Raw genomic sequence first — 13,435 nt, forward strand, 5'->3', positions numbered from 1 at the left:
GGTTTAAACAATCCCCAGTGCTCTTCTCTTTAGGTATTTTCAATGTCTGATACTCAACATTCGTGTGTGATCATCGGTATTGCTGGTGCGTCCGCATCCGGCAAGAGTCTTATCGCTCAAACCATCTACGAAGAGCTGGTGGCCGAGCTGGGCGCAGGTCAGATTGGTGTGATCACCGAGGATTGCTACTACCGTGATCAGACCCACCTGACCATGGAAGAGCGGGTCAAGACCAACTATGACCACCCCAATGCCCTGGATCACGATCTGCTGGTGCAGCATCTGACCCAACTGGTGCAAGGGGATGCCGTCAATATTCCCCAGTACTCCTATACCGAACACACGCGCATGAGCGAAGTCACCGCCTTCGCACCGCGCCGGGTCATCATCCTGGAAGGCATATTGCTGCTGACCGACAGTCGTCTACGTGAGCTGATGGATGCCTCCATCTTCATGGATACCCCGCTGGACATCTGCCTGCTGCGCCGTCTGGTGCGTGACGTGCAAGAGCGTGGCCGTACCATGGACTCCGTCCTCAAGCAGTATCAAAAGACGGTCCGCCCTATGTTCATGCAGTTTATCGACCCGTCCAAGCAGTATGCGGACGTGATCGTGCCCCGTGGCGGCAAGAACCGCATCGCCATCGACATGCTCAAAGCGCGTATCCGCCACATGTTGATTGGTTGATATGAAACAAGCCGGGTGATGCCCGGCTTTTTTAAATGAAACTTTTGTCAGGAGAGTCGCCGAATGCGTCTTTGTGATACCGATATCGAACGCCATCTGGATGAAGGCAAGATCGTCATTGAGCCGAGGCCCGGTGTTGAACGGATCAGTGGCGTCAGCGTCGATGTGCTGCTCGGCAACGAGTTTCGCGTGTTTCGCGATCATGCCGCGCCTTATATCGACCTCGGCGGTACCAGTGCCGAGATGGCCGATGCCATCGATCGGGTGATGAGCGACGAGATCCACATCCCGGACGGCGAAGCCTTCTATCTGCACCCGGGGCAACTGGCGCTGGCGGTGACCTACGAATCCGTGACCCTGCCTGCGGACATCGTCGGCTGGCTGGACGGACGCTCCTCCCTGGCACGCCTCGGCTTGATGGTGCACGTGACCGCGCACCGCATCGATCCGGGCTGGTCCGGTCGCATCGTGCTGGAGTTCTACAACGGCGGCAAGCTGCCGTTGGCGCTGCGCCCCAAGATGAAGATAGGGGCCCTGAACTTCGAGATGCTCTCCGGCGCCGCGGCCCGTCCCTACAACAAGCGGGAAAACGCCAAGTACAAGAGCCAGCAAGGCGCGGTGGCCAGCCGCATCAACCAGGACTGATGTCCGCCTTCATGCTGCTTATATAGAGGGTGCTTCGGCACCCTCTTGCTTTTTCTGCGAAGGGAAGGGGATGTGCTGTACGGCGCCCCATGCGCTGCCGTGATGGTAAAACGCGTATAAAATCGCTGGTTTGGTGGCCCAATGATGGATGTTTGGTGTTGATTGGCGCCTATCCACAAGGCGTAGACGGCCTTTAATTAATCCATGACAAGCCCCATTCCTGCTGGGCCTAAGACATTTTCTGACGGAATGCCCTTTTTTTTTCTTACTGAAATATTTCAACAACGGGTATGGCACACCGAGCCTTCTGGCATAATCCGCCGCAACTCATAAACAGGTTCGTTTTTTATGTTTGAAATGTTTAGTGGTTTGGGTTTGTGGTGGTCAATCGGTTTGGTATTGGCCGTTTTTTTTGTGCTGGCCTATGAGTTCATCAATGGCTTTCACGATACCGCCAACGCGGTAGCAACGGTTATCTATACCAAGGCCATGCCCGCACACACCGCGGTAGTGGCTTCCGGCCTGTTCAACTTTGCCGGGGTCATGATGGGGGGATTGGGGGTGGCCTATGCCATTGTCCATCTGTTGCCCATCGATCTGCTGCTCGGCATGGATTCGACCCAGGGTCTGATCATGGTGTTCTCCCTGCTGTTCTCGGCCATTGTCTGGAACCTGGGAACCTGGTACTTCGGCATCCCGGCATCCAGCTCTCACACCCTGATCGGCTCCATTCTGGGGGTAGGCGGTGCCTATGCCCTGATCAGTGATCAGCCTCTGAAAGAGGGCATCAACGTCGGCAAAGCGATCGACATCATGCTCTCTCTCATCATCTCTCCCACCGTGGGCTTCATCATTGCTGCCTTGCTGCTGTTCGCCATGAAGCGGATCTGGCTTGGCAGCAAGATCCACAAAACCCCGGAAGAGCGACTGCTGGTGGATGGCAAGAAACATCCGCCGTTCTGGGCTCGTGTGACCTTGATTTGTTCTGCCATGGGGGTGAGCTTCGTGCACGGCTCCAACGATGGTCAGAAGGGTATTGGTCTGGTGATGCTGGTGCTGATCTGCATGGCGCCCGCCTACTTCGCACTGGACATGAGCAGCCGCTCCTACGATCTGGACAGAACCCAAGATGCCAACCAGCGCATCATGGAAATCTACCAGCGCAACCAGGAGCAGGTCTCCACTGTCGTAAACTTCAGTGTACCTGCCCATGCCCAGGAAGAGTTGATGACTCACTGCGAGGCCGGTGAGGCCCTCGAGGCCATGGCCACCCTGGACAACCGTCTGGGCCAGGTGCGTACCTACGAGGAGATGAGTCTGACCGATCGCCGCGAGGTGCGCCGTCTGCTGCTCTGTATCGATGATACCGCTCGCAAGGTCTCCAAGCTGCCGCTGCCAGCCAAGGAGCTGACTGACTTGGCCAAATGGCGCAAGGACCTGACCGCCACGGCCGAATACGCGCCGACTTGGGTCATCGTCTCCATCGCCCTGGCGCTGGGTTGCGGCACCATGGTGGGCTGGCGTCGTATCGTCTACACCGTGGGCGAGAAGATAGGCTCTTCCGGCATGACCTACAGCCAGGGCATTGCCGCCCAGATCACGGCTGCGGCCTCCATCGGGGTGGCCAGCTTGACCGGGATGCCGGTGTCCACCACCCATATCCTCTCTTCTGCGGTGGCGGGGACCATGGTGGCGAACAAATCAGGCCTGCAGAGCCAGACCATCAAGACCATCTTGCTGGCCTGGGTCCTGACCCTGCCGCTCACCATGCTGCTCTCCGGCGGGCTGTTCCTGATCAGCAACAACCTGTTCGGTGGTTGATAGCCAACACACTGCATCAATGACAAAGGGCCTGCGGGCCCTTTTTTCATGGCAGGGATCAGGCCGCTGCTAGCCGGCCAGAAACAAGCTTTATATGCCATCAAACAAGAATGCTTATTTACTGATAGTTCCCTGCCAACTCACCTATCCCTCATTCACCCCCTTGTCAACAGAAGGCTGCTGACCACAGCCCATCTCGCCTGTCAGGGGCCGAGAGCTAAGCCACCGTTGCATCTTATCATCATGGCTTCAGCTCTCGTCCTTCATTCCTTGAATGCATCCGCTCATGACGCGCGACGTTCGCCGTCGGTATGACCGACCATGATTCCTTGTCGAGTTGCGGGGGAAACTTGCACTTGCCCCGTGACGGGCTCTCTTGCCATAAAGCGAGAGGGTTGGATAACGGGAGCTAGGGCGGCGCCCCATGGCATGGCATTGTCCGTGGCATCTTGGTCGCGACAAAGCAAGAGATGGAGGGGAGTGCAGAGCAGAGAACCCCGGTACCAGAGTTTGTCTTCCCTGAAAGAGGAAGAGGAGCAAGGGGGCAAGGGGGCAAGGGATTGAGGACACAGACCAATTGTCAGACAAAAAAAGAGCCACACAAGGTGTGGCTCTTTTATCAGACCAGACAAGCTAGGGGATCAGGGACGACCCGCCGGGCTGGTTGCTACATTGACGGCGGCTGTGCTGCCACCGTGGCGGCCTGAGCTCGCGACTTCGCTACGCTCCAGCGGGGCCTGCTCAACCGGCTCACGGGGAGCCTGGGCAGGCACGGCTGCCGGCGTTGCCATGGGGGCAGAAGCCTTGCGGGCACGGGCCAGTACGCCAGCGCCTTTGGCAACTGGTTTTGTGGCCGGGGCGACGACAGGCTCGGGCTGTGCAACCACAGGGGCAACAGGCTCTGCGGCAGGAATCGCTTCCTCGGCTTGCGGGGCAGGAACCGGCTCCACCACAACGGGGGCGGCTTCTACCACAGCCTGCTCAGCGATGCTGGCCTCGACCACGACCTGAGTCTCCTCGACAACCACCTCGGTCACAGGTTCGGCAGCGACAGGAGCTGCTTCGATTGCTACCGGGGCCGGCTCGATGGCGGCAGGAGCCGCTTCGACTGCAACGGGGGCTTCAACCACCTCGGCGACCACAGGGGCGGCGACTTCGGTCGCAGCCGCTTGAGCCTGCTCATGGGCCTCTTCGGCCACGGCTTCAGCGACCACGTGCTCGGTCAGGGCGGAGGAGGCTTGCAGCGCGGCGGCAACGGCCTCGGCACTCGGGATGGTGATGACAGGCACGGCGGGCTCTTCCACCTTCACCTGAGCAGCATCCGCCTGGGCGGCTGTCGTCAGTTGCACGTCGGCCTGAGGTTCATCATCACGCTGGCCACGGGCATCTTCGTTGATGCGTTTGCGACGCTGGCCTTCGATCCGCTGGCTGCGCGGAGTACGGCGAGAGCGGCGCTGACCTTCGGTCTGCTCCTCTTGCTCACCGACCACGGCCGCAGTCTCGGCCAGATCAGGAGCCTGCTCGTCTACCGGCAGGACAGGGGTGTCGGTGGCGGCGACATCGACCCGAACCTGCTTGCGCAGCTGGCGACGTTCGCGGCGCTCGGCCACTTTCTGCTCTTTTTCCTGACGCGGCTCGGCGCTGACGGCGACAGTCTCGACGGTTTCTACCGCTTCAACCACGACCTCGGCACGGGGCTCGCGCGGAGCACGGGGTTCGCGAGCCGGGCGCGGGGCGCGGGGTTCACGTTCCTGACGGGGCTCACGGGGTTCGCGATCCATACGCGGTTCGTTGCGCACTTCGCCACGGGGTTCACGTTCCATGCGCTGTTCGCTACGCACTTCACCACGGGCTTCACGCTCCTGACGGGGCTCGCGCTCTTTACGCGGACGACGGTTGCGGCTCTCGCCACCCTCGCGGTTGGCAGCGCCTTCACGCTTCTCGCCAGCGTCGGCCGGGTTGCGGTTGCTGCGGTTGTCATCGCGACGACCACGCTGGCCACGGCTGCGGGTTTCGTCACGCTGATGACGGTGACCCTCATCCTTGCGCGCTTCCCGTTGGGCGGCCGGTTTCTCGGCGGGTGCTTTCACCTCAACCTGGGCGGTGTCGGAGCCGAACAGACCGGAGATGGCCTTGAACAACTTGCCAAACAGACCCGCTTCGGCTGCGACCGGTGCCGGTGCAGCGACGGGGGCAGGGGCGGCAACAGGGGTGGCCGGTTGAGGCGCCTGGACGAAACCTTGCAGCAGCGGCTGCTCGCGCTCGATGACCTGAGCCTGCTTGGGCTGGTAGACCGGCTTGGCAATCTCGGTTTTCAGCTCGTAGCTGGCCGCTTCCGGGATCTCGTTCTGACGGATGCGGGTCACTTCGTAGTGCGGGGTTTCCAGATGCTGGTTCGGAATGATGTAAACACGAACATCATTGCGCTGTTCCAGGCTGGCGATGGCGGCGCGTTTCTCGTTGAGCAGATAGGCGGCGACATCGACCGGCACTTGGCCGTGAACCTGCTCGGTGTTGTCCTTCATGGCCTCTTCTTCGATGAGACGCAGGATGGACAGGGCGAGGGATTCGTTGTCACGGATGACACCCTGACCCTGGCAACGGGGGCAGATGTGGCTGCTGGATTCGTTGAGGGAGGGACGCAGACGCTGACGAGACATTTCCAGCAGACCGAAACGGGAGATCCGGCCCAGCTGGATGCGGGCTCTGTCCTGATGGACCGCTTCACGCAGACGATTTTCCACTTCGCGTTGATGGCGAACCGGCGTCATGTCGATGAAGTCGATGACGATCAGGCCACCCAGGTCACGCAGACGCAATTGACGGGCAATTTCGTCGGCCGCTTCCAGGTTGGTCTGCAGCGCCGTCTCTTCGATATCGCCGCCCTTGGTGGCGCGGGAGGAGTTGATATCGATGGAGGTCAGCGCTTCGGTCGGATCGATGACGATGCTGCCGCCGGAGGGCAAACGCACTTCACGCTGGAAGGCAGACTCGATTTGGCTCTCGATCTGGAAGTGATTGAACAGGGCGACATCACCCTTGTACAGCTTCACGCGATTGAGGAAATCGGGGCGCACCAGCTCGATGTGCGACTTGGCTCGTTCGAAGATGACCGGGTTGTCAATCAGGATCTCGCCGACATCGCGACGCAGATAGTCACGAATGGCACGCACGATCACGTTGCTCTCCTGGTGGATGAGCACGGGCGCGGTACGGTCCTGTGACGCCTTGTGGATGGAGTCCCAGTGGTTGAGCAGAACGTTCAAGTCCCATTCCAGCTCTTCCGGGGATTTGCCGACACCGGCGGTACGCACGATGAGGCCCATGCCGTCCGGCACGGTCAGTCCGCTCAGGGCTTCTTTCAACTCGGTCCGCTCGTCACCCTCTATACGACGGGAAATACCGCCAGCACGGGGGTTGTTCGGCATCAGCACCAGATAGCTGCCGGCCAGACTGATGAAGGTGGTGAGGGCCGCACCCTTGGTGCCACGCTCTTCCTTGTCGATCTGGACGATCACTTCCTGGCCTTCGCGGACCACTTCTTTGATGTTGGGACGACCCTGATAGGAGTAACCGGAGGGGAAGTAATTGCGGGCGATTTCCTTTAACGGCAGGAAACCGTGGCGCTCGGCGCCATAGTCAACAAAAGCAGCTTCAAGACTGGGTTCTACGCGGGTGATCTTACCCTTGTAAATGTTCGCTTTTTTCTGCTCGTGTCCCGGACTTTCAATATCCAAATCGTAGAGCTGTTGTCCGTCAACCAGCGCTACGCGCAACTCCTCTTCCTGAGTCGCGTTGATTAGCATTCTTTTCATTGAGTTCTCATTATTTTGTCATTTTGATTCCTCCACAGGATCCTGCCGGCGCCGGCCTCGGGTCTTCAGCATGCTTGGGCAACCTCCCGGTTGGGGTATGCATGAGGCGCAAACTAAGGGCACTCTGGTTCAGTCTTCTCGAGAAGGCATGAATTAAGGATACCGGTGTGGAGACAATTAAATCGGCTCTGTTTGCGTTCTCCATGCGTTGTACCTCGCACCCGGGAACCGTCATGTTCTTGTATACACGGTGTTTCGGGATTGGGTGGCATACTTTTTGGCCACTTAGTACAAGGCTTGAACACAATGACAAAACCTTGTTTATTATCCCATTTAAACCACTTTTATAGCAAGACGCCATTTTTTAACAAAGCATGCAGCCAAGGGCTGCTGGCGGTGTTAAAATCCGCGCCATGACACAGATACATCAACAAGTGCAGCTGCTCACCATCGAAGCTGAGCATGAAGGGCAGCGCATCGACAATTTTCTCAAGACTCAGTTAAAGGGCGTCCCCAAGAGCCTGATCTATCGCATCCTTCGAAAAGGCGAGGTGCGCGTCAACAAGAAACGCATCAAACCGGAATACAAACTCTGCGCCGGTGACGAGGTGCGGGTGCCCCCCGTGCGGGTGGCCGAGAAGAACGAATTGCCCTCTGCCAACCTTGGCAGCATCCAGCGTCTGGAGAGCCAGATCCTGTTTGAAGACGAGGCCATGATAGTGCTGAACAAGCCGTCCGGCATGGCGGTGCACGGCGGCAGTGGCTTGAGCTTTGGCGTCATCGAGGGGCTGCGTGCCCTGCGCCCGGAAGCCCGCTTCCTGGAACTGGTGCATCGGCTCGATCGCGACACTTCCGGCGTGCTGCTGGTTGCCAAGAAGCGCAGTGCCCTGCGCAGCCTCCATGAGCAGTTGCGGGTCAAGACCATGCGCAAGCAGTACCTGGCGTTGGTGCGCGGTCAGTGGCAGTCACACGTCAAGGTGGTCAATGCGCCGCTGCGCAAGAACGATCTGCAATCCGGCGAGCGGGTGGTGCGGGTCAGCAGTGACGGCAAGCCCTCCGAGACCCGCTTCCGCATTGCCCGTCAATTTGCCGAAGCGACCCTGGTGGAGTGCAGCCCGATCACCGGTCGTACCCACCAGATCCGGGTTCATACCCAGCATGCCGGCCATCCCATCGCCTGTGATGACAAATACGGTGAGGCGGCGTTTGATGAGAAGATGCGGACCCTAGGGCTGAAGCGGCTCTTTTTGCACGCCTGGAAACTGAGCTTCACCCATCCGGCCGATGATCGCGAGATGCAGGTGGAAGCGCCGCTCGCCCCCGAGCTCGATGCCTTCCTGAACAAGCTGGCACGCTGATGAAACGCGTCCGACTCGCCATTTTCGATTGGGACGGTACCCTGATGGATTCGGTGGGGCGGATTGTTGCCTGCGTGCAAGCGGCCGCCCGCGACTGCGGCGAGGGGGTGCCCGAGCCGCAGTCCATCCATCAGATCATCGGGCTCAGCCTGGCGGTCGGCATTCCCCGTTTGTTCAATCTGGCAGAGGGGAGTGAGCGGGCCCAGGCCCTGATCGCCCGTTATCGTCACCATTATCTGCATGACGATACACCCAGCCCGCTGTTTGCCGGGGCTAGCGAGTTGCTTTCTGGCTGGCGGGCACAGGGCATTGGCCTCGCGGTTGCCACGGGCAAGTCCCGCAGGGGCCTCGACAGGGTGCTGGATGAAACGGGTTTGCGTCCTCTCTTTGCCGCCAGCCGTGGTGCGGATGAAGCGAACTCTAAACCCGATCCCCTGATGTTGACGCAAATTCTGGATGAGCTGGGTTTTGCCCCGCACCAGGCGGTGATGATTGGCGACTCCATCCATGACATGGCGATGGCTGAGGCCTTGCAGATGCCCCGCATCGGCGTCACTTGGGGTGTCCATGATCGTGCCAGGTTGGCCGAACATCATCCCGTTGCCATCGTCGATACCATGGATGAGCTGAGGCAACTGCTGGGCTGAGTGCGCACCGGGTTGATGAACACAGAAACAACAATGGGAGCCTTGGCTCCCATTGTTGTTTCTGTTTCCTGCTCAGGGCAGATTGAGGCCGTGACGTGCCAACAACTCGATCAGGCCGATCAGGGGCAGACCGATCAGGGCGTTGGGATCCCGCCCTTCCAGCCCCTTGAACAACATGATGCCCATGCCTTCACACTTGAAGCTGCCGGCACAATCGAGGGGCAACTCCGCCTTTACGTAACGGCGCAAGGCCGCTTCATCCAGGGAGCGAAAATGTACGGTGAAGGGCTCCACGAGCTGCTCGACCCGGCCATTTGCGGCATTCAGCACACACAGGCCTGTATAAAAGGTGACGCTCTTGCCTTGGGCCATCATCAGCTGTGCCACCGCGTTATCCACCGTACCCGGTTTGCCGAGAATGCGGCCGTCACAGACGCACACCTGATCCGAGCCGATGATCAACCCCTGATCATGTTGGCGGGTGATGGCACTCGCCTTGGCATGGGCCAGGCGGCTGACCAGTGCCTCGGCCGGCTCCCCGGGCAGCGGGGTTTCATCGACCTCGGGGGAGGCGCATAGGAACGGCTGGCCGAGTTTTTCCAGCAGCGCCTTGCGATAACGGGAAGTGGAGGCGAGGATCAAGGGCGTGTGCATATGTTGATGATATCCATTTATAAATCAATTGGTTGATTCTAACTGTGGCAGAAGGCCCACGCAAACCACCCCGAGCGCCAGCGCAACACGCATGCTGGTGACCGAGAACGGCGATAACACCGCTTGATGAGGCAGGAGTGCGACATGACAAGATTCGGTGTGCTGGCCCTGATGCTGCTCTCCCTCGCGAGCTGGGGGCAGGAGTGGCAGCCAGAGAAGGGAGAGGGCGGCGTACAGCTCTGGACCCAGGCACGCCCTCCGTCCCCCTTTCTGGCCTTGCGCCTGGAGATGCGGGTCAAGGCGGATCCCATGGCGTTGCTGACCGTGCTGCGAGACACTGCGCGCCATCGGGAGTGGTTACCGTCCAGTCGCGAGGTACGGTTGCTGGCAAAATCCGGCCCCGATGATGATCTGGTTTACACCCGCTTGGCGTCCCCTTGGCCGGTGCAAGACAGGGAACTGATCACACGCTCCCATTTGAGCCGGCGGGCTGGCTGCGCGCTGGTGCTGGAGGTGTGGGCCGAGCCGGACGCCCTGGCGCCTCGCCCAGGTCTGTACCGGATCCGGGAGAGTGCCGGTCGCTGGGAGGCGCTGCCACAACGCGATGGCAGCACCCTGATCAGGCTCGAAAGCCATACCAACCCGGGCAGCCATTTGCCAGGCTGGCTGGTCAATCCAATGGCTATCAAGGCGGCGCTGGGCAGTTTTCAGGCCATACGTCGCCTGATGGAGGCCCAACCCAGAGCCGCGCCTAGGCAACGCCTGCTCGGCGGTGGAGGCTGTCCTGCCGCGTCCTGAATCTGGAAATGGAGGCCAAGCCGGGTACCTGGCGAGCGGGGCACGGGATGGGGGAGGGACGTGCAACGGCATAAAAGGCCCACTGACCCCGAGATCCTGGCCAAGGGGGATGACTGCACAGGATCCTGTGCGGGATCCCGCGGTTTATGGCATAATCGGCCACCGATGAACACAAGTTCCTGCATGCAGGGGCTTGTGCAGGTAAAATCATCGGCGGTAAGGACTTTTTCCTTTGACTATCCCTTGTTGGACCTATAATATTCGCGCCCTATGCAAAAGGTGAAGTTGCCCGTTAAGGTTGATCCAGTCCGTAATGCCTTGAAGCTACTCGATTATGTCGGGATAGTGGAAAAGTCGCAGATGCCCAGACTGGAAGCATCAACTGAAGGCTTGCGAAGTGATGTGGACGTCACTCTGCAGTTTGGCAAAGATGTCCAGAAGTTGACCGTTATGAAAGGCACTGCCCATGCCAAGGTTGACCTGGTTTGCCAGCGTTGTGGAGAGGCTTTCGAGCACCTTTGTGAAGCTAGTTTTATTTACACTCCGCTGTTCGAGAGAACAAACGAGGAAGAGCTGCCGGAAGCTTATGAGCCCATTGAGTTGGACGAAAACGGCGAGATAGATCTTCATCAAATCCTGGAGGATGAACTCATCCTCTCGTTGCCTCAGGTGGCCATGCATCCCATGGATGTCTGCCCGCGAGGAAACATGGAAATGACTTGGGGTGACATCGAGCCTGCTGATGAGCGGCCGAATCCCTTTGCAGTTCTTGAAGAGCTCAAACGTAAGTGAATTTTAGGAGTTAGCCTACCATGGCCGTACAACAGAACCGTAAAACCCGCGCCAAGCGTGGCATGCGTCGTTCCCACGATGCGCTGACCACTGCAGCCCTGACTGTTGATCAGACCAGTGGCGAAATTCATCGTCGTCACCACGTGACTGCCGATGGTTTCTACCGCGGTAAAAAGGTAATCGCTTAAGGATTGCCTTTGTCTACGCAAACTGTCGCGCTAGACATAATGGGGGGAGATATTGGCCCCTCTGAAACAGTGCCTGCCGCCGTGCAGGCACTGTCTCTTCTGCCTCAACTAAATCTTGTTCTGGTCGGTGACCAACACCTGATCGCCCCTCTGTTGCAGCAACATGGCTTGCTGACTCATCCCCGCGTTCGTCTCGTACATGCATCCCAAGTGGTTGGCATGGGCGAAAAGCCGATCGTGGCGCTGCGTACCCTGAAAGACTCCTCCATGCGGGTTGTGCTCAATCTGGTGAAAGCCGGTGAGGCCGATGCCTGCGTCAGTGCCGGCAATACCGGTGCCCTGATGGCCATGGCCAAATGCGTGCTCAAATCCCTGCCCGGGGTCGACAGGCCCGCCCTCATCAAGGCGCTGCCGACATTGAGCGGAAAACGCACAGTAATGCTGGATCTGGGGGCGAACGTGAGCTGCGATGCCGACACCTTGCTGCAATTTGCGGTGATGGGCTCCGTCGTGGCTGAGCAGGTCGAGGGGATAGCATCCCCCCGGGTGGCGCTGCTCAACGTGGGGGAGGAGGAGATCAAGGGCAATGACCTGGTACGCCACAGTGCCGAGTTGTTGCGCCAGTGCGCCACGCTCAATTTTGTCGGTTTCATCGAGGGGGACAGGATCTTCAGCGGTGACAGCGACGTCATCGTCTGTGACGGCTTCGTCGGCAACGTGGCGCTCAAGACCGCCGAAGGCGTGGTGCGAATGATGGCCGAACTGGCCGGATATCCTCGCAAAAAACGCAGTTTTCTTGGTCGACTCGCCGGATTTATGTTCAAACGGCGTTTTTCTTACCTGAACCCCGACCAGTATAATGGCGCGAGTCTGTTAGGATTGCGCGGCATTGTGGTAAAAAGCCATGGGCGGGCCGAGCGCCGCGCTCTGTGTCATGCGATTCTGCTGGCCGCACAAGAAGCCAAACACCAACTTCCATTGCAAATTGCAGATCGCCTTGAATCTGTCTTTTCCGACAGGGATTTATAAAACTCTATGCATAGCAAAATTCTGGGTACTGGCAGTTATCTGCCGAGTTCGGTTCGTACCAACGCCGATCTTGAGCAGATGGTTGAAACCAGTGACGAGTGGATCGTGGAACGTACCGGGATCCGTGAACGCCGCATCGCCGGGAGCGACGAGAGCGTCGCGACCCTGTCTCATCAGGCGGCCTTGCGGGCGCTGGATGCTGCGGGTCTGACCGCCGCCGATCTGGACATGATAGTGTTGGCGACCACCAGCGCCGAGAACGCCTTCCCGGCCGCTGCCTGCGAACTGCAGGGGCTGCTCGAAGTACCGGGGATCCCGGCCTTTGACGTGGCGGCGGCCTGCGCCGGTTTCACCTATGCGCTCTCCATTGCCGATCAGTTCGTCAAGTCCGGCGCCGCTCGCCACGTCCTGGTGGTCGGGGCCGACGTGCTCTCCCGCATGTGCGATCCGGAAGACAGGGGCACCATCATTCTGTTCGGAGATGGAGCCGGGGCCGTGGTGATCGGCGCGAGCGAGACGCCCGGGATACTGTCTACCCACCTGCATGCTGACGGCCGTTATGGCGAACTGCTCAAGTTGCCGCAGCCTCGTCGTGGCATGCCGGGTGCCGAGCTCGAAGCCTACATGTACATGAAGGGCAACGATGTCTTCAAGGTCGCAGTGACGCGCCTGAGCGAGATCGTGACCGAGACCCTGGCTGCCGCCAATATCGATCCGAGCGAGCTGGACTGGCTGGTCCCTCATCAAGCCAATTTCCGCATCATCAACGCCACCGCCAAGAAACTCGGCATGGGGCTCGACAAGGTGATCCTGACCCTTGACCGCCACGGTAACACCTCCGCCGCCTCCGTGCCCATCGCCTTCGATGAAGGAGTTCGTGACGGCCGTATCAAACCGGGCCAGCTAGTATTGCTGGAAGCCTTCGGCGGCGGTTTTGCCTGGGGTTCGGCGCTGGTTCGCTTCTGATACCAAGCGGCGCCGCGCGTCTCGGCGCCCGCTTA

At 59.4% G+C, this 13,435-nt stretch carries 12 protein-coding genes; 10 read left to right on the forward strand and 2 right to left on the reverse strand.

Translation table 11 applies throughout. The features are described 5' to 3' along the window. Window positions 1–42: 42 nt before the first annotated feature. The 3 genes from udk (at window position 43) to KW824_RS00180 (ending at window position 3,153) form a co-directional block, all read left to right on the forward strand. Window positions 43–687 carry a uridine kinase gene (gene udk, locus KW824_RS00170; RefSeq protein WP_041205758.1) on the forward strand — a complete coding sequence of 215 codons (645 nt, stop codon included), beginning with the start codon at window positions 43–45 and terminating at the stop codon, window positions 685–687. 63 nt (window positions 688–750) lie between these two features. Next, on the forward strand, window positions 751–1,332 hold the full coding sequence (gene dcd, locus KW824_RS00175; protein ID WP_005328350.1) for a dCTP deaminase: 582 nt from the start codon (window positions 751–753) through the stop codon (window positions 1,330–1,332). A 348-nt stretch (window positions 1,333–1,680) separates the two neighbouring features. After that, window positions 1,681–3,153, forward strand: a complete 1,473-nt coding sequence (locus KW824_RS00180; protein WP_043131893.1) for an inorganic phosphate transporter — start codon at window positions 1,681–1,683, stop codon at window positions 3,151–3,153. A 641-nt stretch (window positions 3,154–3,794) separates the two neighbouring features. Here the strand turns inward: KW824_RS00180 and rne are convergent. Next, the gene (gene rne / locus KW824_RS00185; RefSeq protein WP_218408535.1) at window positions 3,795–6,968 is read right to left on the reverse strand and encodes a ribonuclease E; all 3,174 of its coding nucleotides are present in this window, start codon (window positions 6,966–6,968) and stop codon (window positions 3,795–3,797) included. Window positions 6,969–7,381: 413 nt separating this feature from the next. Between rne and rluC the strand changes: the two genes are divergently transcribed. Then, on the forward strand, window positions 7,382–8,326 hold the full coding sequence (gene rluC / locus KW824_RS00190) for a 23S rRNA pseudouridine(955/2504/2580) synthase RluC (RefSeq protein ID WP_202619452.1): 945 nt from the start codon (window positions 7,382–7,384) through the stop codon (window positions 8,324–8,326). Then, window positions 8,326–8,973 (forward strand): HAD family hydrolase, encoded by a 648-nt coding sequence (locus KW824_RS00195; protein WP_218408536.1) that lies wholly within the window; start codon window positions 8,326–8,328, stop codon window positions 8,971–8,973. The genes rluC and KW824_RS00195 overlap by 1 nt, the downstream gene beginning before the upstream one ends. A gap of 72 nt (window positions 8,974–9,045) precedes the next feature. On the opposite strand, the gene KW824_RS00200 is transcribed toward KW824_RS00195, so the two are convergent. Further along, entirely contained in the window at window positions 9,046–9,627 is a 582-nt protein-coding gene (locus KW824_RS00200; protein ID WP_218408537.1) for a nucleoside triphosphate pyrophosphatase, read from the reverse strand. Window positions 9,628–9,771: 144 nt separating this feature from the next. Between KW824_RS00200 and KW824_RS00205 the strand changes: the two genes are divergently transcribed. The 5 genes from KW824_RS00205 to KW824_RS00225 all read left to right on the forward strand — a co-directional run bounded on the left by KW824_RS00205 (window position 9,772) and on the right by KW824_RS00225 (window position 13,400). Continuing rightward, window positions 9,772–10,425, forward strand: coding sequence for an START domain-containing protein (locus KW824_RS00205; protein ID WP_256351208.1), 654 nt, complete (start codon window positions 9,772–9,774; stop codon window positions 10,423–10,425). A gap of 270 nt (window positions 10,426–10,695) precedes the next feature. Next, window positions 10,696–11,217: a 23S rRNA accumulation protein YceD gene (yceD, locus tag KW824_RS00210; RefSeq protein WP_025326977.1), complete on the forward strand. Its 522-nt coding sequence runs from the start codon at window positions 10,696–10,698 to the stop codon at window positions 11,215–11,217. A 20-nt stretch (window positions 11,218–11,237) separates the two neighbouring features. Further along, the gene (gene rpmF, locus KW824_RS00215; RefSeq protein ID WP_005300935.1) at window positions 11,238–11,405 is read left to right on the forward strand and encodes a 50S ribosomal protein L32; all 168 of its coding nucleotides are present in this window, start codon (window positions 11,238–11,240) and stop codon (window positions 11,403–11,405) included. 9 nt (window positions 11,406–11,414) lie between these two features. After that, window positions 11,415–12,434: a phosphate acyltransferase PlsX gene (gene plsX, locus KW824_RS00220; protein ID WP_218408538.1), complete on the forward strand. Its 1,020-nt coding sequence runs from the start codon at window positions 11,415–11,417 to the stop codon at window positions 12,432–12,434. Between the two features lie 6 nt (window positions 12,435–12,440). Beyond that, window positions 12,441–13,400 carry a beta-ketoacyl-ACP synthase III gene (locus tag KW824_RS00225; RefSeq protein ID WP_218408539.1) on the forward strand — a complete coding sequence of 320 codons (960 nt, stop codon included), beginning with the start codon at window positions 12,441–12,443 and terminating at the stop codon, window positions 13,398–13,400. Window positions 13,401–13,435 lie beyond the last annotated feature (35 nt).

Origin of the sequence: Aeromonas sp. sif0611, assembly GCF_019218845.1 — a bacterium.
GTDB classification, from domain to species: domain Bacteria; phylum Pseudomonadota; class Gammaproteobacteria; order Enterobacterales; family Aeromonadaceae; genus Aeromonas; species Aeromonas media.

Coding starts and splice junctions, on each gene's coding strand:
- udk (WP_041205758.1), top strand. CDS start 43: ATGTCTGATACTCAACATTCGTGTGTGATCATCGGTATTGCTGGTGCG.
- dcd (WP_005328350.1), top strand. CDS start 751: ATGCGTCTTTGTGATACCGATATCGAACGCCATCTGGATGAAGGCAAG.
- KW824_RS00180 (WP_043131893.1), top strand. CDS start 1,681: ATGTTTGAAATGTTTAGTGGTTTGGGTTTGTGGTGGTCAATCGGTTTG.
- rne (WP_218408535.1), bottom strand. CDS start 6,968: ATGAAAAGAATGCTAATCAACGCGACTCAGGAAGAGGAGTTGCGCGTA.
- rluC (WP_202619452.1), top strand. CDS start 7,382: ATGACACAGATACATCAACAAGTGCAGCTGCTCACCATCGAAGCTGAG.
- KW824_RS00195 (WP_218408536.1), top strand. CDS start 8,326: ATGAAACGCGTCCGACTCGCCATTTTCGATTGGGACGGTACCCTGATG.
- KW824_RS00200 (WP_218408537.1), bottom strand. CDS start 9,627: ATGCACACGCCCTTGATCCTCGCCTCCACTTCCCGTTATCGCAAGGCG.
- KW824_RS00205 (WP_256351208.1), top strand. CDS start 9,772: ATGACAAGATTCGGTGTGCTGGCCCTGATGCTGCTCTCCCTCGCGAGC.
- yceD (WP_025326977.1), top strand. CDS start 10,696: ATGCAAAAGGTGAAGTTGCCCGTTAAGGTTGATCCAGTCCGTAATGCC.
- rpmF (WP_005300935.1), top strand. CDS start 11,238: ATGGCCGTACAACAGAACCGTAAAACCCGCGCCAAGCGTGGCATGCGT.
- KW824_RS00225 (WP_218408539.1), top strand. CDS start 12,441: ATGCATAGCAAAATTCTGGGTACTGGCAGTTATCTGCCGAGTTCGGTT.